This window comes from Romboutsia sp. LXY-2, from assembly GCF_056171995.1.
In genome coordinates, this window is sequence record NZ_JBKFGI010000008.1 from 25,291 (window position 1) to 50,072 (window position 24,782).

A 24,782-nucleotide genomic window follows, 5' to 3' on the forward strand; every position below is an offset into this window, starting at 1 on the left:
CCCTAACAACTTAATTCAAGTTTTTTGTAGTGATCTAGAATTTCGCTAACTTGAGATGGCTTTACTTGACCGTACACTTTACTATTAACAACAACTACAGGTGCTAAACCACATGCGCCAACGCATCTTAAACCTTCTAGTGAAAACCTAAAGTCATCAGTAGTGTCACCTGATTTTATTCCCAGTTGCTTTTCGAATTCTTCTAATACTTTATCTGCACCTTTTACGAAACAAACAGTACCTAAACAGACACTTATTTTATATTCTCCTTTTGGTTCGATAGTGAAGTAGGAGTAGAAGCTTACTACACCATAAACCTTAGCTGGTGAAACCTTTAATCTTTTAGCTATATGAAGCTGAACCTCTTTTGGAAGGTACCCAAAAATTCCTTGGGCGTGATGAAGAACCTGAATCAAAGCTCCTTGTTGGGTAGGAAGAGCGTCGATAAAATTGTCTAATTCATCGAATAATGATTTATTGCGTAAAATAAAATCACACATAATAAAATCCCCCTAAATTGTTTATATTTATTTAAAAATATGAAAAAATATTCAAAATGAGTATGTTTAAAATATGAAAAAAGAAATAAAAATATTATGTCGAATTAATTAGTGGGTTGATACAAAGTAATATTTAATATCGGATAAGCGTTTGTTTATATTATTGTATATGATATGAATAAAATCAATCAAAATTTAGAAAATTCAAAAAGTATACAGGATATAGTATAAAATTTAGAATAGATAGAGTTTAAATTAATAAAAAATCGTTAGTTATTAGACAAACACTGGGGTTGTATTATTTTTATGAAATGATATATTATACTAATAAATTAATATTATTTATCAAAATAATCGTGTATAAATATATAAATATTTTATTAACAAATAAATTGGTAAGATAAAATAATAACATAACGCAAGAAAACTTGCATAAAATGTGGGATTTATAATATATAACGTTAAAAAACACAAAGTAAATTATATACTTTGTGTTTTTATATTTCTATAAAACTGGAGATAGCAATCTAGAAATAGACTCTTTAAATCTAATCATTTGAGATCTATTATTATATATTTCAGAAGTTATTTCAGTACATTTTTTTATATCTTCTTCAAAAATTAATTTTTGTTGTTTTGCTATTTCAGATGAATACATAAATGCATTGACTTCGAAATTAAGTCCGAAGCTACGAATATCCATATTAGCAGTACCTATTGAACATATAGAATCATCCATTACAACTGTTTTAGCATGTAAAAATGCATTTTTATCATATGTGTATAATTTAGCTCCGAATTTTAATAATTCACCTGCATAAGAGTAGGATGCCCAATAAACAAATGGATGGTCAGGTTTTGATGGTATCATAATTCTTACATCCACTCCAGAAAGACAAGTTATTTTTAAAGTCTCTATTAAGGTTTTATCTAATATAAAATAAGGGCTTTGTATATAAACATATTTGCATGATTTTTGAATCATTTTTATATATCCATATTTTATTTCTTCTAGTTCTGTAATATCAGGACCGCTAGATACAATTTGAACACCGACATTTCCGGATGTAGAAGTAGTATCGGTATTTTCATTAAATGACTTAACAAACTCTAGATCCTCTTTAGTAGTGTATCTCCAATCTAATATAAATCTAATGTTAAGGTCTTTTACACAGTCACCAGTAAGTTTAAGATGAGTATCTCTCCACATTCCAAACCTAGGATCTTTACCTAGATATTCATCACCTACGTTATTACCACCTACAAACCCAGTTTCACCATCTATAACTACTATTTTACGGTGATTTCTGTAGTTAAGGTTGAAGTTTACGATTTTTAAGAATGAAGGAAAGAATGAACCTACTTTTACACCACCATTTTTTAATTTAAGAATAGATTTGTCACTGAATAATCTACTACCAACAGCATCATATAAAAGTCTGACTTCTACACCTTCAGAAGCTTTTTGAAGAAGTATATCTATTATTTCGCTTCCGATCTCATCGTCTTTGAATATATAAAATTGAATATTTATGTACTTTTTAGCTTTCTTTAATTCTTCTAAAAGTGAATCAAAGAACTCTCTAGACTTTTCATATATAACTACATCATTATTATTTGTGTAATGGGCGTTATTAGAATTAGCTAGAGCGTAAATCATATCTCTGTGATTTACTACACTAGGATCAAAATTAGAGGGTAGCTGAAGCTTAATTTCGGTATCTAGAATATTAGATTTAATTAATTTATCTTCTTGTTCTTTTATTCTAAACATATTGTCTTTTGCCACACCACGACCAAAAGCAAAGTATAGCACAAATCCTGCAGCAGGTAGAGTACTTAGGATAAGTATCCAAGCTACTGTAGTATCAATACTTCTTTTTTCTCTAAAAATTAAATTTAGTATAGTTAAAAAATTTATTAGATATATGGCTGTTACCACAAACTCATAAGCTGATGCTTTGAACCATGAAATATCGAACAAAATAATTCCTCCTTAATATAAATTGAAATATATATAATTATATAAAATAATATGAAAATAAAAAAGAGAATTTGCACAAAGTTACTAATATTATGTAATATAAGGCTGAATTTTGAGTATAAAAGTATTATTAACAAAAATGTAATATAGTATTGGATGAGATATAAACTTTTATAAAATAAGTATTTTTTATAAAAAAAGAAGTTGCCTCAAAATGAATTTGAGACAACCTCTTTTTAAATAAGTTGAAATATATATAAATTATGCTGATTGGCTATCTTTAGATGTTGCTTTTGCATCATCATTCATGAATATGAAGTAGTAAACACCAGCAACAAATATTGCTCCACCTAATATGTTACCTATAGTAACAGGTATTAAGTTGTTCATAAACATGTTTGGTAAGTTTATTGCTGCTGCATCTGCTGCAGTTTTGTGAGCAGCTTCTAAGTATGCAGGGTTAGCTTTGCTGAATAATCCAGCGAATAAGTATCCCATGTTAGCAACACTATGCTCAAATCCTGTACATACGAATAAGAATATTCCGAAGAAACCAGCTAATAGTTTACCAGTAACGTCCTTAGCTGCGTAAGTCATCCATACTGTAGCGCAAACTATCCAGTTACATAATATACCAGAAGCTATAGCAGCTACCCAAGTAAATCCAAGTTTACCTATTGCATTCTTAACTATAACACCACCATATAATCCATTACTCCAGTCAAAAACACCAGATAAGCTTACTAAGTAAGCAACAAGTACTGCACCAGCTAGGTTACCTAACCAAACTAATGCCCAGTTTTTAAATGTTTGACCCCAAGTAACTTTCTTCTTTAAAGCTGCTAATGTTATTAATATGTTTCCTGTAAATAAATCTCCACCCGCAACTAAAACAAACATAAGTCCTGCAGGGAACATAAGTCCTGCTAAAGCCTTACCTAATCCGTAAGTAGCAGGGTTAGCTAATAAATTGTAAGCTGCTGCTACTGAACCTAAAGCACCGAATGCAATATATGCACCTGCTAAGAATGCAGAAGCAAGAACTTTTTTTGTAGGCGTAGTAGCTTTTTTTACTCCAGCATTAACAGTGTATTCTGCTACTTCTGCTGGCATAAGCATTTTTTTATCCGACATCAATAATTCCTCCTAAAAATATATTTATAATTATCATTTAATAATATTCGATAAAATTCGTTGAATTCCTACACAACATTTGTAATTATACAATAAAAAAATATTTTTGTATACATTAAACATAACTAAAAGTTTAAATTTTATTAAAGTCTTATTGAATAGTTAGAAAAAAGAGAAAATTATATGTAAAATTTGTTAAAAAAGTACGTATACATACTTTTTTATCAGAGTATATATTTATTAAGAAGAAAAACATAGTGAGGTGGGTGTATGGAAAAAAGATTACTGGCACCAGCTGAAGTAGCTAAAGCTACTATAACTGTAGGAGAAAAAAAAGCAGGTCTATCAACGAAATCAACCATAGTACTTGGAATATTAGCAGGTATATTTATTGGACTGGGTGGACTTGGAAATATAGTAGTGACTCAAACATTAGGAGGAATAGACGCAGGTTTGGCAAAATTTATGGGTGCAGCGGTGTTTCCTGTTGGACTTATGCTAGTAGTTGTATGTGGAGCGGAATTATTTACAGGTAACAATTTAATGACTTTGGCTTATATGGAAAAAAATATATCTATGAAACAATTATTAAGAAACTGGGGGCTGGTTTGGCTAGCAAATTTCATAGGAGCGCTATTATTAGTTGCTGTAGTTTATTATGGTCAGGTACTAAGTGGAGATGCATCAACAAAAGCAATTGCAGTTGCAGAATCTAAAGGAAGTCTTAGTGTTACAGTTATGTTCTTAAGAGCTATTCTTTGTAACATGATTGTTGTACTGGCAGTATGGATGGCTACTGCATCTCAAGATATTATTTCTAAAATATTTGCATGCTGGTTTCCGATAATGTTATTTGTTTTATGTGGGTTTGAACATAGTATAGCAAATATGTTTTTTATTCCTATGGGGGTAGCATTGGGTGCTCAAGTAACAATGTCACAATTAATAATAAACTTACTAGTTGTAACTTTAGGAAATATTGTAGGTGGAGCTATTATAATACCTTGTATGTACAAAGTTGCATATTTACCTAAATTGGAAAAAGAATCATCTCAAGTAAATAATTAAAAGTATATGAAAGTGCCTTATCACAGGCACTTTTTTCTAATTTATGGTATAAAGTTATTACATTATATATATTAATGTAGTAATTTAATCAATAGACTATCGATAATATAGTAATATCAATACTTACTATAAATTATTAATTTCTTTATTATTGTTATTTTTTTTTTAATACATTATTATATTAATTATATAAAAATAATATAGTAAGTATATAAACCATGAATAAATAGTGTAAACTAGGAGGAAATATAATGAATAAGCAATATATATATGAAAAATTATTAAATATTATAGATAAAGAAGATATAAAAGTTGATGAACCTATGAAAAAACATATTTCATTTAGAGTAGGAGGACCAGCTGATATATTAGTAAAACCAAGAACTGAAGAAGAGCTAAAAAATGTGATAGCTCTTGTTAAAGAAGAAAATGTACCGTATTTAGTAATAGGAAATGGTTCAAATCTATTAGTAAAAGATGGTGGTATAAGAGGTGTAGTAATTGAGATAAGTGATAACTATAATGCCTTTGAAATAAAAGGAAACACACTAGAAGCTCAAGCTGGTGCATTATTATCTGTATTAGGTAAATCGCTTTTAAGATCTGAATTAAAAGGATTTGAATTTGCAGCAGGAATCCCCGGAACTTTAGGTGGAGCCTTAGCTATGAATGCAGGTGCTTATGGTGGAGAAATGAAGGATATAGTTAAGACTGTAAGGCTGATGGATACTAAAGGTGAAATATTTGAACTTACAAATGAGCAAATGGAATTTGGGTATAGAAAAAGTATACTTTCAAGAGAAGAATATATAGTATTATCAGCTACTATAGAGCTTGAAAATGGTAGCTTTGATGAGATAAAAGCTGTAATGGCAGATTTCACTCAAAGAAGGGTGACGAAACAACCACTTAGTTTGCCAAGTGCTGGAAGTACTTTTAAAAGACCAGAAGGTAATTTTGCAGGTAAATTAATAGAAGACAGTGGTCTTAGAGGATTAACTTTAAGAGGTGCTCAAGTATCAGAAAAACACTGTGGGTTTGTTGTTAATTTAGGGAATGCTAATGCAAAAGATCTTTTAGATTTAATGTATGTAGTTAAGAGTACTGTATTTGCTAAATATGGGGTAATGTTAGAGGAAGAAGTAAAAATACTTGGAGAGGATTAATATATGCAAATATTAGCGGATTACCATACCCATACCATATATAGTCATGGTAAAGGAACTATAGAAGAAAATGTTAAAGAAGCTATATCAAAAGGAATAAAAACTATTGGGATATCAGATCATGGTTATAAGCATATGACCTATGGAATAAAACTAAAAAACCTAAATAAGATGAGAGAAGAAATAGATTTTTTTAAAGAAAAATATCAACAAATAGATATTTTATTAGGAATGGAATGCAACATACTGGATGAGCATGGTAATATAGATATAAATGATGATGTCAAACAGCTATGTGATTATATAATGGCAGGCTATCATTTTGGTTCAGCACCAAAATCTTTTAAAAGTTTATTAAATCATTGTGATAATTATATTAGAAAAAGTGAAAAAGCTAAAGAGCATAATACAAAAGCTATAATAAATGCAATGAAAAAAAATGATATATTTATCATTACTCATCCTGGAGATAAAGGTGATGTATATATAGAAGAAATTGCAAGAGCAGCAAAAGAAACAGATACTAGATTAGAAATAAATAGTAGTCATGGATTCCTTAATTGTGATCAAATAAATAAAATTAAACACTTAGGCAATAAATTCATTATTGGATCAGATGCTCATGTTCCAAAAAATGTAGGAAACTTTGAATTAGCAATGAAAATAGCAAAAGAATCAAATCTTGATTTATCATTAATAGAAAATATAAAATTATAGATCACAAGGGGGCGTTAGTATTGAAATTTGTAATTGTTACAGGTCTTTCAGGATCAGGAAAAAGTGAAACGATGAGATCTTTAGAAGATATGGGATTTTATTGTGTAGATAACTTACCGCCTGCCCTTATTACTAAGTTTGCAGAGTTATGTTATCAACCAAATTCAAGTATTGATAAAGTTGCTTTAGGTATAGATATAAGAGGTAGAAAGTTTTTTGAGGCATTACACGAAAGTCTAAGTTATTTACAAAAAGAAAATTATCAGTATGAAATAGTATATCTAGATTGTGCAGATGATGTTTTATTAAAAAGATATAAAATGACTAGAAGAAATCATCCATTAGCTAAAAACATGCAAATATCAGAAGGTATTAAGATGGAAAGAAAAATAATGGAGGAGCTAAAGGAAATATCAAATTGTATAATAGATACAACTAATATGAAACCTAAAGATCTTAAGGAGGAAATAAGTAAAATCTACTCTATAGGAGAAACCAATAAAAATCTAACTATATCAGTAGTATCTTTTGGATTTAAACATGGTATACCTGTGGATTCTGATTTAGTTTTTGATGTAAGATTCTTGCCTAATCCATACTATATAGAGGATCTAAGACCTAAGACTGGTGAAGAACAAGATGTAAGAGATTATGTTATGAATTCTAGTGTTAGTGTAGCTTTTTATGAAAAACTTAAAGATATGATAGATTTTTTAGTACCTCAATATATAGAAGAAGGAAAACAACACTTAGTTATAGCTATAGGATGTACCGGTGGTAGACATAGATCTGTTACTATATCTAAGTTAATATATGATGATTTATTAAGCAAAGGATATAGGGTTGTGCAAAAGCATAGAGACTCTTTGTTAAGATAAGGTGGAGGTAAAAATGCCAAGTATATTCATTATTATAGGGATAGTTGGATGGGTGGCCTTAATAGTATCAATATACCTATATAGGAAAATAATAAAAATTCAAACTCAGTCCCTTAATAATTTACAACCAAAAGAATGTAAAGATCCGAAAGTAGTTGTTATTGGAGGTGGAACAGGGCAGTCAATTTTCCTAAGAGGGCTTAAACATTACACACAAAACATTACTGCTATAGTGACGGTAGCAGATGATGGTGGAGGCTCTGGCGTTTTAAGAGAAGACTTAGGTATGTTACCTCCAGGAGATATAAGAAACTGTCTATTAGCTCTTGCCAATATTGAACCAACTATGAATGAAGTAATGCAGTATAGATTTGAAGAAGGTGCATTAAAGGGTCAAAGTTTTGGAAATTTATTTTTAGCGGCAATGAATGGCTTATACGGAAACTTTGAGACAGCTGTTTATAAGATGAGTGAAATTTTTGCTATAACAGGAAGAGTACTTCCTGTTACATTAGAGGATGTTAATCTTGTTGCTCAGCTAGAAAATAAAAATATTGTTAAAGGTGAATCAAGTATAGGAAAAGAAGTTAAAGATCAAAAAAGTCCTATAGAAAGAGTGTATCTAGAACCACTAGATGCTAAGCCTTTAGATGAAGTAATAAATTCTATTAATAATGCAGATATAGTTATTATGGGACCAGGAAGTTTGTATACAAGCATAATACCAAACTTATTAGTGGAAGGCGTAATTGATGCAATAAAAAAATCTAGCGCAGCAAAAATATATATATCTAATATTATGACTCAACCAGGAGAAACAGATAATTTTGATGTATTAGACCATGTTAAGGCTATACTAAAGCATGCTGATAGTAATATAATAGACTATGTAATAGCTAACAATGAGGTTATGCCTGAGCCTGTGTTTGATTTATACAAAAAAGATGGAGCAGAGCAAGTTTTATTAGATAAGAATCAAAGGGAAACACTTAAAGAAATGGGTATAAAAGCTATTGAAGATAACCTAATAGAGATAAAAAAACACTACATTAGGCATGATGCAAAGCATATATCTAAAATAGCAATTAATTTGGCACTAAGTCATAAGAAGGACAATATTGAGTAAAAGAGGATTTTTGAAATTTATGTAGAAATCCTTATTATTATGTTAGTTTTAAGGAGTGAACATCTATGAGAGAAGAGGTTAGTGCCGGTGGTGTGGTATTGTTTGGAAATGCTATACTTTTGCTGAGAAAATTCAATGGAGATTGGGTTCTACCAAAGGGAAAAGTTGAGGAAGGCGAGAATAATCAAGAGGCAGCACTAAGAGAGGTACTAGAGGAAACAGGAGTAAAAGCAGATATTTTAAAATACTTAGGAGAAATTCATTACACATTTAAAGAAAACTGGGATGAGAATAGAGCGGTTCACAAAACAGTTTTTTGGTATCTAATGCAAGCGAGAAGTATGGATACTGTACCACAAAAAGAAGAAGGATTTATAGACGCTAAGTTTATACATCTGGATAGAGTAGTAGATTTAGCTAGATACGATGACGAAAAAGAAATAATAAAGGTAGCCTTACAAGAAATAAAAAAAAGGCTAAAAAAGAACTAGTTAATAGGTGATTGGTATGTCTTTTTCAACTGAAACAAAAAATGAACTTGCAAGAGTTATGTCTGAGGATAGCTGTTGTGGTATAACAGAATTAGCAGCCTTAGTTAGACTAGCGGGAAGTATTCAAATTGTAGGTTATAAAAAATTAAATCTTAAAATAACTACAGAGCTTAATTCTATAGCTCGTAAAATATTTAAGTTATTAAAGCAGAATTTTAATATTAATACTACAATTTCTGTAAATAAGAATCAAATGCTTAAACGAAATAATAGCTATGTTCTTATGGTTACTAGCGAAATGGGAGCTGAAAAGCTACTTAAAGATCTAGGAATATTAGCACCAGGAGAGGATTTTTATACCGTTAATAAAGTCCCTACTAATTTAATAAAGCATGATGAGTGTGTAAGAGCTTTTATTAGAGGTGCATTCTTAGGAGGAGGATCTATAAGTGATCCTGAGAAAAATTATCACATGGAGTTTGTAACCAACAACGAAGATTTCGCTAATTCATTAAAAGACTTAATAAATACCTTAGACTTTAATTGTAAAATAGTATCTAGAAAAAACAACTATGTGGTATATCTAAAGGAAAGTGAACAAATTTCTGATTTATTAAGTATAATAGGTGGACACAATGCCCTATTAAGTCTGCAAAGTACTAAAATAGTAAAAGAGATGAGAAATAATGTTAATAGAATAGTTAATTGTGAAACAGCTAATCTTAGTAAAACAGTTAATGCATCTGTAAGACAGGTAGAAAATATTAGATTAATACAAGAAACGATAGGGATTGATAGTTTACCGGAAAATCTGCAAGAAATAGCAAGAATAAGAGTGGAATTCGAAGATATGACTCTTAAAGAATTAGGGGAGATGCTAAATCCTCCTATAGGAAAATCTGGAGTCAATCATAGATTAAGGAAAATAGAAGAAGTAGCTAACAAATTAAGAAAGAAGTAAATATTTTTAGAGGGGGGATATTTTTATATATCCTCTTTTTGAGTATAAGCAGTTGAGTGTGGGAATAAATTGTACTAGCCTTATCTAGTGAGTTAAGGGTAGTGTATCATAACATAAAAATTAGGAGGTGATGTAATGAATAAAGATTTCGTTCATCTTCATGTTCATACAGAGTATAGTTTGCTAGATGGTTTTTCGAGAGTTAAAAAACTAGTAAGTAGAGCTAAAGAGTTAAACATGAGCGCAATAGCTATAACTGACCACGGATGTATGTTTGGGGTTATAGATTTTTATAAGACAGCTAAAAAAGAGGGAATAAAGCCAATAATAGGATGCGAAGTGTATACAGCACCGCGTGGATTAAGAGATAAAGATCCGAATTATGATAAAAGACAGGGGCACTTAGTATTACTAGCTAAAAATATGGAAGGATACCAAAATCTAATAAAATTAGTATCTACTTCATATGTTGAAGGATTTTATTACAAGCCAAGAATTGATATTGAGGAGCTTAAAAAATATAGTGATGGGATCATAGCTTTATCAGCTTGTTTAGCTGGAGATGTAGCTCAATCACTTATGGATCGAAATTATGAAAAAGCTAAAAAATACGCTCTTTTATATAGAGATATTTTTGGAGAGGAAAACTTCTATTTAGAAATACAAGATCATAATTTACCGGAGCAAAAAGAAGTAAATGCTGCATTAGTTAAGTTATCAAAAGAAACAAACATACCTTTAGTAGCAACAAATGATACTCATTACATTAACAAAGAGGATTCTAAAATACATGATGTATTAATGTGTATTCAAATGGGTAAGACCGTAAATGACCCAAATAGAATGAGATTTGGAAGTGATGAATTCTATTTAAAATCTAGAGAAGAAATGGAAGCAATATTCCCATATGCAATAGAAGCTTTGGATAATACATCTAAGATAGCTGAGATGTGTAATGTGGAATTTGATTTTAATACAATACATTTACCACAATATGATGTACCGGAAGGCTACACAACAGACTCTTATTTGAGAGAACTGTGTTTTAACGGTTTAAAAGATAGATATGAAAATCCAAGTCAAGAAATTATAGATAGACTAAATTATGAATTAGACGTAATTGAAAGAATGGGTTATGTAGAATACTTCTTAATAACTTGGGATTTTATAAACTATTCAAAAGAAAATAATATAATGGTAGGTCCAGGACGAGGTAGTGCGGCTGGTTCTATAGTTGCATATACATTAAAAATAACAGATATTGACCCTATAAAGTATTCTCTTCTATTTGAAAGATTCTTAAATCCAGAACGTGTATCTATGCCCGATATAGATATAGATTTTTGTTATGAAAGAAGAGAAGAAGTTATAGACTATGTAAAGAGAAAGTATGGTGAAGACCACGTAGCCCAGATAATTACCTTTGGTACAATGGGAGCAAAGGCTGCAATAAGGGATGTTGGGAGAGTATTAGATATTGGCTACAACAAAGTAGATAAGATTGCTAAAGAAATACCTTTTGCATTAGGTATGACTATAGATAAAGCCTTAAATACAAATCCAAATCTTATGGCAATGTACACTCAAGACCCTGAAACCAAGGAAGTATTAGATATATCGAAACAAATAGAAGGTATGCTTAGACATGCATCAACTCACGCTGCAGGGGTGGTTATATCTAAAAATCCTGTAGATGAATATGTACCGTTATATAAGCATCAAGAATCTATAACAACACAATTTACAATGACAACATTAGAAGAACTTGGACTATTAAAGATGGATTTCCTTGGTCTAAGAACTCTTACAGTAATAAGAGATGCACTTGACTTAATAGAAAGAAATCATAATAGAAAAATAGATTTTTCGAAAATGGATTATGACGACCCTAAGGTATATGAATTGCTTTCTTCAGGAAATACTGCAGGTGTGTTCCAGCTAGAAAGTGCTGGTATGAAAAGTTTTATGAAGCAACTTAAACCAGACAACTTTGAAGATATAGTTGCCGGAATTTCTTTATATAGACCAGGACCAATGGACTCCATACCTACTTATATAGAAAATAAGAATAATCCAGAAAATGTAACTTACTTACATGAAAGCTTAAAACCTATAATGGGTGTAACTTACGGATGTTTAGTTTATCAAGAACAGGTTATGCAGGTAGTTAGAGATTTAGGTGGATATAGTTATGGACGAAGCGATTTAGTAAGAAGAGCCATGGGTAAAAAGAAAATGGATGTAATGGAAGAAGAAAGAAGATATTTCATTCACGGAAAAGAAGATGAAAATGGCGATATTGAAATAACTGGTTGTGTAAGAAATGGAGTACCTGAGGATATTGCAAATAAAATATTTGATGACATGATAGACTTTGCTAAATATGCATTTAATAAGTCTCATGCCGCTGCGTATGGAGTTTTATCATATCAAACGGCATATTTAAAAGCATATTATCCAGTAGAATTTATGGCTGCTTTAATTACTAGTGTTATGGGTAATACAGATAAAGTTGTTGAATATATAAGAGAGTGTAGTTTATTAAATATTGAGGTTTTAAAACCTGATATAAATAAGAGTTTTTCAAAATTCTCAGTTGAAGGAAGTAATATTAGGTTTGGACTTGCAGCTGTTAAAAATGTTGGTGTGAACATTATAAACAATATTATAAATGAAAGAGAATTAAATGGTTTATTTACGGACTTTGTAGACTTATGTAAAAGGCTAGATTCAAAAGATACAAATAAGAGAGTAATAGAAAGTCTTATTAAATGTGGAGCATTTGATGATATAAGTGAAAATAGAGCTAGTTTAATGTATGGTTATGAAAAACTTTTAGACAGTATATCTATGGATAGAAAAAAGAACATACAAGGTCAAATTTCTTTATTTGATGGTTTTGGTGGAGCAGAAGAAGATAATAAAATTCAAGAAATATATACTATGCCTAAAGTAAAAGAATACGAAGAAAAAGAAAGACTTAATTTAGAAAAAGAAGTATTAGGTATGTACGTTAGTGGACATCCGTTATCCCAATATGAAGAGATTCTTAGAAATAATACCTCTATAGATAATGGTAAGTTAAATGCTCTAAAAGAAGACGATGAAGCCTTTGTAAGCTTTGATGAAAAAGAAGTTATTATGGGAGGTATAATAGTAACTAAAAATATCAAAACTACAAAAAGAAATGATATAATGGCATTTTTAGAACTAGAAGACTTATATGGCACTATTGAAGTGATAGTATTCCCTCAGTTATTACAAAGATATAATACTATATTAAATGAAGATAGCATTATATATGTAAAAGGAAACTTAAGTATAAAAGAGGGCGAAAATGCAAAACTTATAGCTAGGGAAATAAGAGATATAAATGATAATCAAAATAATAATTCGAAAAATGGTTTATACTTAAAAATTAGCAGCTTTGAAGATAAGAATATTATTTCACAAATAACGAAAATTTCAAAAAAATATCCTGGAAATGAAAATATATTTTTATATTCAGAAGATACTAAACAATTATACAAGTGGAATGAAATTAAGATAAATACAAGTGAGCAGCTAATAGACGAATTAAGGAAAATACTGCCTAATGAAAATATTAAAATAAAAAAATAATTTATAAATAATTAAAGTGAAAAAAAATCGGCAAATTATGATATAATAACAAAAAAAGAGGTTTTTTATAGACATCTAATTTTTTTAACCTAAATGGGATGAAATAATGAGGTAGGGACGCAAAAAGTCCCTGCTCCATCTAAATAGATAAACAGGAGGGACATAAGTATGAAAACTATAGGAATATTGACTAGTGGTGGAGATGCTCCAGGAATGAATGCTGCAATAAGAGCGGTGGTAAGATCTGCAATATACTATGGATGTAAGGTTTATGGTATTAACAGAGGTTACAAAGGCTTAATAGAAGAAGATATACAAGAAATGAACTTATCTTCAGTTGGTGACATAATACATAGAGGTGGAACTGTACTAAAATCTTCTAGATGTGAAGAGTTCAAGACAGAAGAAGGTAGATTATTAGGAGTAAAAGTATTAAAGAAATATGGAATAGACTGTTTAGTAGTTATAGGTGGAGATGGTTCATTTAACGGAGCACAAAAATTAAGTGAATTAGGATTCCCAGCTATAGGTATTCCAGGAACTATAGATAATGACTTAGCTTATACTGATTACACTATAGGTTTTGACACAACAATGAATACAATAATAGATGCAATAGGAAAAATAAGAGATACATCTTCTTCTCATGAAAGGGTTAACATTATAGAAGTTATGGGAAGACATTGTGGAGATTTAGCTTTATATGCAGGTCTTGCAGGTGGAGCAGAAACAATAATAGTACCAGAAATGGACTTTAAAGTTGAAGATGTTTGCAATAAATTAAGAACAACTCAAAAAAGAGGTAAAAGACACAGTATAATAGTTCTAGCTGAAGGTGTAGGAAATGCACAAGATCTAGGAAAAGAAATAGTAGCAGAAACTGGTGCTGACTTAAGAGTAACTGTATTAGGACATGTACAAAGAGGAGGAAGCCCAACTGCATTTGATAGAATACTAGCAAGTAAGATGGGTGTTAGGGCTGTAGAATTACTATTAGATGGAAAATCTGCTAGAGTAGTTGGTATAAAGGACAATAAGATAATAGATATGGAAATACATGAAGCTTTATCAATGACTAGACCTTTTGATAAAGACACATTTGAAATGGCTAAAATACTATCTATATAACAGATATTAGGAGGATATACACATGTTAAAAAACACTAAGAAAACTAAGATTGTATGTACACTAGGACCAGCTTCACAAAGCGAAGAGGTATTAACTCAACTTGTTGAAAACGGTTTAAATGTATGTAGATTCAACTTCTCTCACGGGTCTCATGAAGAACACAAGGGTAGATTTGATATGGCTAAAAAGGTAAGAGAAAAATTAAACAAGCCTGTAGCTATATTATTAGATACTAAAGGTCCGGAAATAAGAACAGGGAACTTTGCTGATCCAGAAGTTCTTTTAGAAGAAGGACAAAAGTTCACTATAACTATGGATGATGTTATGGGAACAAAAGAAATAATGACTGTAAGTTACAAAGGATTAGCTGAAGATGTTAAACCAGGGGATGTTATATTAATAGATGACGGTCTAGTAGGATTAAGAGTTCAAGAGATAAACGGTGTAGAAATAAACTGTATAGTTGAAAACTCAGGTATAGTTAAAAATCACAAAGGGGTAAACGTTCCAGGCGTATCAATAAACTTACCTGCATTAACTCCTAAAGATGTAAGTGATATAGAGTTCGGTATAGAACAAGGTATAGATTTTATAGCTGCATCTTTCGTAAGAAAAGCATCTGACGTTTTAGCTATAAGAGAAATATTAGAAAGAAATAATGCAACAAACATACAAATAATATCTAAGATAGAGAACCAAGAAGGTGTTGATAACTTAGACGAAATATTAAAAGTTTCTGACGGTATAATGGTAGCTAGAGGGGATCTAGGTGTTGAGATACCAACAGAAGAAATGCCAATAGTACAAAAAATGATGATAAAGAAATGTAATGAGTTAGCTAAGCCAGTTATAACTGCTACTCAAATGCTTGATTCTATGATAAGAAACCCAAGACCTACAAGAGCAGAAGTAACTGACGTTGCAAACGCTATTTACGATGGAACAGATGCAATAATGTTATCTGGAGAAACAGCTGCAGGTAAATATCCAGTTGAAGCTGTTAAGATGATGGCTACAATAGCTAAGAGAACAGAAGAAACTTTAGATTATACACAATTATTACAAGAAAATGCTAAGAACAACAATACAGTTACAGATGCAATAAGCCACGCTACTTGCTCAACTGCTGTTGACTTAAATGCATCTGCAATAATAAGTTCAACTTCTTCAGGATACACTGCAAGAATGGTATCTAAGTTCAGACCTAAGTCTCCAATAATAGCAACTACTCAAGATGATAGAGTTATGAGACAAGTATCTTTATCTTGGGGAGTATACCCAGTTAAGTGTGAACAAGCTGGAAATACTGATGAGGTTATAGAAAACTCTATAGAAGCAGCTAAGAGCGCTGGATATATAGGAAATGGAGAATTAGTAGTTATAACTGCAGGAGTACCAGTAGGAGTAAGTGGAACTACTAACTTAATAAAAGTTCATGTAACTAGCGAAGAGTTAGTAAAAGGAATAGGTGTTGGTAACCAAACTGTTGAAGGTAAAGTTAGAATATTAAAGGGTGGAGAAGCTTGTGAAAACTTCAATGCTGGAGATATACTAGTTACTTCAATGACTGACATAGAAATGAACCCAGCTATAGAAAAAGCTGCTGCTATAATAACAGAAGAAGGCGGAATGACTTCTCATGCTGCAATAGTAGGATTAAACTTAGATAAGCCAGTTGTATTATCTGCTACAGGAATAATCAGTGCTCTTGAAGATGGGGAAGTTATAACTGTTGACGCTGCAAGAGGGGTAGTATACAGAGGTTCAACTAGAGTTTTATAAGATTTATAATGAATTATCATTGTTAAATTTTTAGAAAATTCAAAAAAGTGAAAAAATATATTGAAAATAATGGTAACTGATGATATCATATTTTTAAGTTAATCAATGACCACTAAGTATAATTGCTTAGTGGTTATTTTATAAAATTATTTTTCAGAATATTTCAATATTTTAGAATATAATAATTTTGTAAGGAATACATATTATGTAAGAGTGTCATAATTGATTAACTTATATATTTTATAAAAATAAAGGGGGGATAGTAGATGGCTGAAAAAAGTAGAGAGAATTGGGGTTCGAAAATCGGTCTTATACTAGCCATGGCAGGGAATGCCGTTGGATTAGGGAATTTCTGGAGATTCCCATATGTAGCTGCTTCAAATGGTGGAGGAGCATTTATGATACCGTACTTCTTCGCACTAGTCGTTATAGGTATACCTTTAATGATGGTTGAATGGAGTATAGGGCGTTATGGAGGGAAGCATGGTCATGGTACTGTGGGTCCAATAATGTACTTACAAGCTAAGCAAGCAATGGCGCCTAAAAAAGCACTTATAGTTGGTTCACTAGCAGGAATGATAGCATTTGGTGTTACTATACTAGTTAACTCATATTATAATCAGTTAATTGGTTGGTCACTTGGATATGCATTTAACTCATTAACAGGTGGATATATGGATGCGAGTGTTTCCACAGGAGATTTCTTTGGCCAGTATATCCAAAATCCAGTAAACTTAATATTCTGGATAATAGCCTTATTATTACTAGCATATGCAGTAATGAAAGGTATAGAAAAAGGTATTGAATCATGGGCAAAAGTAATGATGCCTACTTTATATGTATTTGGAATTATACTTGCAGTTAGAGCATTAACTCTAGGATCACCTGTAGATCCTGACTGGAGTTCATTAGGAGGATTAAACTTCATTTGGAATCCGGATTTTAGTCAATTATCATGGTCATCTGCAATAGCAGCAGCTGGTCAAATATTCTTCACGTTATCTTTAGGTATGGGTATTATAATTAACTATGCATCATACTTAAAACCAGAAGAAGATATAGTTGTTTCTTCAATTGCTACAATATCTTTAAATGAGTTTGCAGAAGTTGTTTTAGGTGGTACAGCAGTTATACCTATAGCTTATGCATTCTTAGGACCAGAAGGTATAAAAGGAAGTATAGGTCTTGCTTACATGGCTCTACCTAACGTATTTAGAAATATGACTGGTGGAGGAATATTTGGAGCGATATGGTTCCTATTATTATTCTTCGCAGGTATAACTTCGGCAATAGCTATGTACAACTATTTAGTTGCACTACTTGAAGAAGATGCAGGAATAGATAGAAAGAAAGGTACTTGGATAGTATTCTTTGGTTATATATTAGTTGGTCTTCCAGTTGCTTTAGAGCCAATATTAACAAAAACTGCAGAGTTAATATACTTTACAGAAGTTGATAACTGGATAGGAAACTATTTACTAATAGTTTTAGGATTAATCGAAATAGTTGTTATAGGTTGGTGTGTTAAAGATAAGGCTCTTGAAGAAATGAATAAAGGTGGATTATGGAAGGTTCCTAAGTGGTACTTTAGATTATTCCATCAGTTCTTAACACCAATTACAATAATAACATTCTTATTCTTCTTTACAGTTGATTATGCAAAAGCTGGTAACTTCAATTTGATTCCAGCCTATGTTGCTGGCATGCCAGATATGGTAATCTGGGCTAATCTAGGTAGGGTAGTAGTGCTTGTAGTTCTATTATTAGGATTTATTCAATCATATAGAGCTATTAAGAGCAAGTACCCTAACGATTTAGATAAGAAAATAACAACTTCATAAAAAGAAGGAGGAGATATGTATGACAGGAGCTGCATGGACTTTCCTAGGATGTGTTTGGGTAATAATATTCACTGCAATAGGAATATCATTAAAAACTATAATTAAGGAGCAACAACAATAATTTGGTTATCTCGGATACTGATAATTGGGGATAAGCGGTTAATTAAAAAATAATAAATAAAACCCTACTAACTGTAGGGTTTTATACTATATTTTATAAGAAAGTATAGTACAATATCAATAAGGGGGTGGATTGTATGAAGGGCAATTTAGCAGCCAATAATATCAATCAAATTAGGTCAGAGGTAAAGAAATCAAAATTATTAAAAGAGAAAAAATTAAACAATTACATAAAAGAATTAGACATGTTATATGATAAATATTTAGAAATAGAAATCCCTGAAAACTTAAAAACACAATATAATCAGATGAATAATAAGGGTGTTGAACTTATAAAAGAATTAAAAGGAAGTAAAGATAAAGTTGCTATAGAAGGTGGCGTTGAAGTTTATATAAGATATCTAAAGGCATCTCTATGTGACTTTGAAGGTAGGACTCATAATTTAAGAAAATATATAACTAGTTTTTTATTCTGTGCTATGCTTTTCTTAGCATTAACACCTCAGTTTTATGGATTCTTTTTACCTATACTATTCTTTATACCTATATATATAGGGCTAAAGGGTGTAAAACAAAGAACTATGACTGGGTTTTATATGACTATGAGTGTAGTACCAGTAGCTATAATGACTGCTGTAACATGGATAAGATATGGAATAAATATTAGACAAGATTATGCATCAGCGCTAATGTCTATAATAAATGATGGTGTATCGGAAGGATTAGCCAAGATATTATTGGTTGCAGGACCAATTTTAGGATATTTTTTACTATTCTGCGCAGTGATGCAATTATATAGAGGAATTAAAAATAGAGATTTATTTATATAGGGGCTTTATAAGCCTCTATTTTTTTGCTAAAATAGAGTATTGTAGAGTTCGTTAAAATAATTGTACGGAGGATTAACCTATGCTATTAAAGAATAAAGAGTACATCGTTGATATCGTTGATATAGGTCAAGGCGGAGTTGGAATAGGTAAGCATGATGGCTTTACAGTTTTTGTAGAGGGCGGATTAATACAAGACAAAGTAAAAGTCAAAATCAATAAAGCTAAGAAAAATTATGCAGTTGGAGATATAGTAGAAATAATAGAAAAGTCACCTTTTAGAGTAGAAAGAATATGTAGCGATAGCCTAAAAGATTGTGGAGGATGTCAAATACAAGAGTTGCAATATGAAAAACAACTTGATATAAAGACAAATGAAGTGAAACAAGTTATTTCAAGAATAGGTAAGCTAGAAAATGTAACTATATATGACACATTAGGAATGGATGATCCTACTAGATACAGAAATAAGGCTCAATTCCCTATTCAAAAAGTTAATGAAGCGCCGGTAATAGGTTTTTATAGAAAAAAGAGTCATGAACTAATACCAACTGATAAGTGTATTATACAACATGATATAAATGACAAAATAATGAAAATAATAAAAACGTATATAAATGCTTACAAGGTTAGTATATATGATGAAAAAACTAATACTGGAGTATTAAGACATTTAGTAACTAAAATAGGATTTACTACTAATGAAGTGATGGTTGTTTTAGTTGCAAATGGGAGAAAACTACCATACCTAAATGAGTTAGCATCAGTACTAGAAGAAAACATACCAGGATTTAAAACATTAGTAGTGAACGTAAATAGAGAAAAAACTAATGTAATACTTGGTAGAGAAAATATAGTTATATATGGTGACGGAAAAATCAATGACTATATAGGAGATTTAGTGTTTGAAATATCACCTTTATCTTTCTTCCAGGTTAACCCTGTTCAAACGGAAGTATTATACAATAAAGCGTTAGAATATGCAGAATTAAAAGAAAATGATACTGTTTTTGATATATACTGTGGTATAGGTACTATATCATTATTCTTAGCTCAGAAAGCTAAAAAGGTATATGGTATAGAAATAGTTGAAGATGCTATTAAAGATGCCAAAATAAATGCAAAAATAAATAATCTTGATAATGCAGAATTTTATGTAGGTAAGGCTGAAGAAGTAGTACCTAAGATGTATAAAGAAGGAAAAACTGCAAATGTAGTTGTAGTGGATCCACCTAGAAAAGGATGCGATGAAAAAGTACTAGATACTATTGTTTCTATGGAACCAGATAGAGTGGTATATGTTTCTTGTAACCCTTCTACATTAGCAAGAGATTTAGCATATTTAGATGAGAAAGGATACAAATGTACTGAAATACAACCAGTAGATATGTTCCCTCATACAATGCATGTGGAGTGTGTAGCTAAGATAGTTAAAAAATAATTAAATAAATGTATTTTAAAGCACAATTATGGGTAATAAATAATTGTGCTTTTTATTTTGTAAATACTAGATAAATAATATTTATAACAAGGGATTTGGTAAAGTATTGATGAATAAATAGTAATGGTATAAATACAAAAAAGAGGAGTAGATTATATGTCATTTGAGAATATAAAAAATATTGATTTAAATAATATACATAACAGAAGTTGTATTATGTTAGTTAACTTTAGTGGTAAAGAATTAAGTAGTATAAAAAATATAAGTAAGCTAGTAGGATTGAGGGACATAATAGAATTAGATTATAAAAATGGAAATAATATAATTGAAAATATACTAGAAGGTGAAATTACTTCCAATGAAGAAGGCACTATTAAAAATAAAGCTATAATATTTAATAAAATACCTTCTCAGAAGATAAATGGATTATTAGATAACTTGAAGAAAATGAGAATAAATAGACCTTTAAGTGCGATGGTTACAGAGCAAACTATAAAATGGACCCTTAATGATTTAATAATAAATTTAGCTAATGAAAGAAAAGCTATTAGTGAAGGAAAAATTTCTAACCATAAATAAACAATAGAAGAACAAAATAGGATATTTAAATAAATATTACATAATAAAGAATAACATAATGGTTAAAATACATATAAATAAATGTATTACACCTCATAGTTATTCATCATAGTTTTATATACATTTATTTTAAAATAGATTAAGTCCTTCAAATTATTTGGAGGACTTTTTAAATTTGTATTTAAAGAATACTATAAGTAATCTTAGTTCATATAATAAAAAGTAAAAATTAATAACACTTGGGGGAATCATTATGAAAGTATTATGTACCATAAACTATGGAGAAGAAAAATTTCAAAAAATAAGAGATTTAGGATATGAATTAATATATTATCATCAAAATAGTGTTAAAAATAGTGAAGACGTAAATAGTGTAGATGTTTTAGTAACATATAACCCTTTTGATAGGCTAGATATATCACAGATGAAGAATTTGAAATATATACAGACGACTAGTATAGGTATAGATCAAGTGCCTAAAGGTGAGGTATGTAAAAGAAACATTATAGTAGCTAATAATAAAGGTGGTTATAGCATACCAATCGGTGAGTGGATAGTTATGTATATCTTAGAAATTTATAAAAATAGCTTTAAATTTTATAAACAACAAGTAGAAAAAAAGTGGAAGCTAGATTTCTCAATAACAGAGTTAAGCGGAAAGAGAGTTGGATTTTTAGGTACAGGAAATTTGGCAATAGAGGGTGCAAAAAGATTAAAAGCATTTGATGTGGAGTTATGGGGTGTAAATACTACTGGAGCAATAAAGCCTTATTTTGATAAGTGTTTTAGCGCAGAAAATATGGATGAAATATTTAAAAACTGTGATGTGGTAATAGTGACTATTCCTTCAACTAAGGATACTATAGGCATGATTAATAAAGACAAATTTCAGATTATGAAAGAAGGGTCAGTTTTCATAAATGTAGGCAGAGGAAATATTGTGAATGAAAACGACTTAATTAATTATGCAGATAAATTTAGAGGAATAGCATTAGATGTTTTTCAAGAGGAGCCTTTAAGTAAAGAAAGTAAATTGTGGGATATGGAAAATGTTATAATAACTCCTCATAATGCTTTTGTATCTGATAAAAATTTTGAAAGAACTTTCAATACAATCTACAATAATTTAAAAAGTTATATTCAAAATAAACCAATTAATAATGTAATTGACATTGAAAAAGGATATTAATATAAATTTTTACAATAAGTTGTCTAAAAGTATAATATAGATTATATTTAGACAGCTTATTTGCAATATAATTCAAAATATAATTTTCAAGGTTTAAGTAATAAGATATACTTAAAAATATGAAGTTATAAATTGGCAATAATTAAGAAAGACTAAGATAAGAGGTGATTATATATGGATATAAAAAAACGAATTGATGAATTAATAGATATAATAAACTACCATAATGAAAAATATTATAATCAAGATCAACCGGAAATATCAGATTTTGAATATGATAATCTAATGAAGGAACTAATAAAATTAGAAACTGAAAATCCAGAGCTTAAGAGAATAGATTCTCCAAGCAATAGAATAGGTGGTAAACCTTTAGATAAATTTAAACAAATAGTACATAAAATACCTATGCTAAGCTTATCAAATGCATACTCATCAGGAGACTTAAAGGACTTCGACAAAAGAGTCAAAGATATGGTAAGAGAAAATGTAGAGTATGTAGTAGAATTTAAAATTGATGGTCTGTCAGTAGGACTAACTTACAATAATAGTGAATTTGAAAAAGGTGCTACAAGAGGTGATGGAGTAGTTGGAGAAGATATTTCTCAAAATTTAATGACAGTTAAGAGTATTCCATTAAAGATAAAAGACAATAATGAAATAGTAGTAAGAGGAGAAGTTTACATATCAAAAGAAAACTTTAAAAAAGTAAATGATCAACAAGAAGAACTTGGTATGCAATTATTTGCTAATCCTAGAAACCTTGCTGCAGGTTCGTTAAGACAATTAGACCCTAAGTTAACAGCTAAAAGACCTTTAGATATATTTGTGTTTAACCTTGAACATATAGACAATAGAGAGTTTAAAAGTCATAGTGAATCTTTAGAATTCTTAAAAGAGCAAGGATTTGAAGTTAGTCCAAATTATAAGGTATGCAAAAGTATAGATGAAGTAATAGAATATATAGAATACTGGACCGAAAACAGAGATAGCTTAGATTTTGAAATTGATGGAATGGTTATTAAAGTAAATAACTTAGCTCAAAGAGATGAGATGGGATATACTGCTAAAAGTCCTAGATGGGCAATAGCTTATAAATTCCCAGCTGAGAAAAAGAAAACTAAAATATTAGATATTATAGTAGAGGTTGGGAGAACAGGAACAATAACACCTACTGCTGTACTAGAACCTGTAAGGCTTGCAGGAACAACAGTTAGTAGAGCCACACTGCATAATCAAGATTACATAAAAGAAAAAGATATAAAGATAAATGATACCGTATTAGTACAAAAAGCTGGAGATATTATTCCTCAAGTATTAGAGGTAGTAAAGGAAGAAAGAAATGGTGAAGAAATAGAATTTAATTTACCGGATAAATGTCCAGTTTGTTCTGAGCCTACAGTAAGATTAGAAGGTGAAGCAGCTGTAAAATGTATAAACATGTCTTGTCCTGCTCAAATAAGAAGAGGAATAATACATTTTGTTTCTAGAGATGCAATGAACATAGATGGGTTAGGTGAATCAATAATTTCTTTATTATTAAATGAGAAGCTAATAGAAGATGTTGCTGATTTATATTATTTAAAGAAAGAAGATGTAGTTAACCTTGAGAGAATGGGAGAAAAATCAGCAAATAATCTTATAAACTCAATAGAAAACTCTAAAGGAAATGATTTATGGAGACTTGTAAATGGATTAGGCATTAAGTATGTAGGAGTAAAAGGTGCAAAAATACTTGCAAGTAGCTTTAAAGATTTAGATGAGATAATTAACGCGAAAATAGAGGATTTAATAAACTTAGAAGAGTTTGGGGATACAATGGCAAACAGTGTTATTCAATTCTTCAAAGAAGATAAAAATCTAAAAGTCATAGAGAAATTAAAGAGTGCAGGTGTTAGTACAAAAGCTATAGTTAATAATGATGAAAGTATAGTGAAGATATTTGAAGGAATGAAGATAGTATTAACTGGAACTTTACCAACATTAAAAAGAAATGATGCTAAAGAAATCATTGAATCAAGAGGTGGAAAGGCTACATCAAGCGTTTCTAAATCTACGACATTTGTATTAGCAGGAGAAGAAGCAGGATCAAAACTTACAAAAGCTAATGATCTTGGAATAAAAGTAATAGATGAAGATACTTTCCTAGAAATATCTAAATTATCTTCTAAAGAAGAAGTTGAAAATAAATTAGTTTAAAGCTCACTAAATAACTATAATATATGAAAAAA

19 protein-coding genes are annotated in these 24,782 nt (G+C 30.2%); 16 read left to right on the plus strand and 3 right to left on the minus strand.

The features are described 5' to 3' along the window. Positions 1–2: 2 nt before the first annotated feature. From ACI48P_RS13860 to ACI48P_RS13870, 3 genes are all read right to left on the minus strand, one after another. A complete protein-coding gene (locus ACI48P_RS13860) occupies positions 3–500 on the minus strand; it encodes an NADH-quinone oxidoreductase subunit NuoE family protein (protein WP_475216658.1) in 498 nt (165 codons plus the stop codon). A gap of 505 nt (positions 501–1,005) precedes the next feature. Beyond that, positions 1,006–2,484 (minus strand): cardiolipin synthase, encoded by a 1,479-nt coding sequence (gene cls, locus ACI48P_RS13865; protein WP_475216660.1) that lies wholly within the window; start codon positions 2,482–2,484, stop codon positions 1,006–1,008. Positions 2,485–2,745: 261 nt separating this feature from the next. Next, complete coding sequence (locus tag ACI48P_RS13870) at positions 2,746–3,618, minus strand: formate/nitrite transporter family protein (RefSeq protein WP_475216662.1); 873 nt, start codon at positions 3,616–3,618, stop codon at positions 2,746–2,748. Between the two features lie 270 nt (positions 3,619–3,888). Between ACI48P_RS13870 and ACI48P_RS13875 the strand changes: the two genes are divergently transcribed. The 16 genes from ACI48P_RS13875 to ligA all read left to right on the plus strand — a co-directional run bounded on the left by ACI48P_RS13875 (position 3,889) and on the right by ligA (position 24,750). Then, on the plus strand, positions 3,889–4,686 hold the full coding sequence (locus ACI48P_RS13875) for a formate/nitrite transporter family protein (RefSeq protein ID WP_475216664.1): 798 nt from the start codon (positions 3,889–3,891) through the stop codon (positions 4,684–4,686). A gap of 251 nt (positions 4,687–4,937) precedes the next feature. Then, positions 4,938–5,852 (plus strand): UDP-N-acetylmuramate dehydrogenase, encoded by a 915-nt coding sequence (gene murB / locus ACI48P_RS13880; protein WP_475216666.1) that lies wholly within the window; start codon positions 4,938–4,940, stop codon positions 5,850–5,852. 3 nt (positions 5,853–5,855) lie between these two features. Further along, positions 5,856–6,569 (plus strand): PHP domain-containing protein, encoded by a 714-nt coding sequence (locus tag ACI48P_RS13885; RefSeq protein WP_475216667.1) that lies wholly within the window; start codon positions 5,856–5,858, stop codon positions 6,567–6,569. A gap of 20 nt (positions 6,570–6,589) precedes the next feature. After that, positions 6,590–7,447, plus strand: a complete 858-nt coding sequence (gene rapZ, locus ACI48P_RS13890; protein ID WP_475216669.1) for an RNase adapter RapZ — start codon at positions 6,590–6,592, stop codon at positions 7,445–7,447. Positions 7,448–7,460: 13 nt separating this feature from the next. Continuing rightward, positions 7,461–8,573, plus strand: a complete 1,113-nt coding sequence (locus ACI48P_RS13895; protein ID WP_475216671.1) for a gluconeogenesis factor YvcK family protein — start codon at positions 7,461–7,463, stop codon at positions 8,571–8,573. A gap of 65 nt (positions 8,574–8,638) precedes the next feature. After that, on the plus strand, positions 8,639–9,064 hold the full coding sequence (locus ACI48P_RS13900; RefSeq protein ID WP_475216673.1) for an NUDIX hydrolase: 426 nt from the start codon (positions 8,639–8,641) through the stop codon (positions 9,062–9,064). A 16-nt stretch (positions 9,065–9,080) separates the two neighbouring features. Further along, positions 9,081–10,025, plus strand: a complete 945-nt coding sequence (gene whiA, locus ACI48P_RS13905) for a DNA-binding protein WhiA (protein WP_475216675.1) — start codon at positions 9,081–9,083, stop codon at positions 10,023–10,025. A gap of 135 nt (positions 10,026–10,160) precedes the next feature. Then, a complete protein-coding gene (locus tag ACI48P_RS13910) occupies positions 10,161–13,646 on the plus strand; it encodes a DNA polymerase III subunit alpha (RefSeq protein ID WP_475216677.1) in 3,486 nt (1,161 codons plus the stop codon). Between the two features lie 168 nt (positions 13,647–13,814). Next, complete coding sequence (pfkA, locus tag ACI48P_RS13915) at positions 13,815–14,774, plus strand: 6-phosphofructokinase (RefSeq protein ID WP_475216679.1); 960 nt, start codon at positions 13,815–13,817, stop codon at positions 14,772–14,774. A gap of 22 nt (positions 14,775–14,796) precedes the next feature. Then, complete coding sequence (gene pyk / locus ACI48P_RS13920) at positions 14,797–16,557, plus strand: pyruvate kinase (RefSeq protein WP_475216680.1); 1,761 nt, start codon at positions 14,797–14,799, stop codon at positions 16,555–16,557. A gap of 266 nt (positions 16,558–16,823) precedes the next feature. After that, positions 16,824–18,398 carry a sodium:neurotransmitter symporter family protein gene (locus ACI48P_RS13925; protein WP_475216682.1) on the plus strand — a complete coding sequence of 525 codons (1,575 nt, stop codon included), beginning with the start codon at positions 16,824–16,826 and terminating at the stop codon, positions 18,396–18,398. Positions 18,399–18,655: 257 nt separating this feature from the next. Then, the gene (locus ACI48P_RS13930) at positions 18,656–19,348 is read left to right on the plus strand and encodes a hypothetical protein (protein WP_475216684.1); all 693 of its coding nucleotides are present in this window, start codon (positions 18,656–18,658) and stop codon (positions 19,346–19,348) included. Positions 19,349–19,427: 79 nt separating this feature from the next. Then, positions 19,428–20,786: a 23S rRNA (uracil(1939)-C(5))-methyltransferase RlmD gene (rlmD, locus tag ACI48P_RS13935; protein WP_475216686.1), complete on the plus strand. Its 1,359-nt coding sequence runs from the start codon at positions 19,428–19,430 to the stop codon at positions 20,784–20,786. A 156-nt stretch (positions 20,787–20,942) separates the two neighbouring features. Next, positions 20,943–21,365, plus strand: a complete 423-nt coding sequence (locus ACI48P_RS13940; protein WP_475216688.1) for a DUF3783 domain-containing protein — start codon at positions 20,943–20,945, stop codon at positions 21,363–21,365. 253 nt (positions 21,366–21,618) lie between these two features. Continuing rightward, on the plus strand, positions 21,619–22,554 hold the full coding sequence (locus ACI48P_RS13945) for a phosphoglycerate dehydrogenase (protein WP_475216690.1): 936 nt from the start codon (positions 21,619–21,621) through the stop codon (positions 22,552–22,554). A 174-nt stretch (positions 22,555–22,728) separates the two neighbouring features. Next, complete coding sequence (gene ligA, locus ACI48P_RS13950; protein ID WP_475216692.1) at positions 22,729–24,750, plus strand: NAD-dependent DNA ligase LigA; 2,022 nt, start codon at positions 22,729–22,731, stop codon at positions 24,748–24,750. The last annotated feature ends 32 nt before the right edge of the window (positions 24,751–24,782 follow it).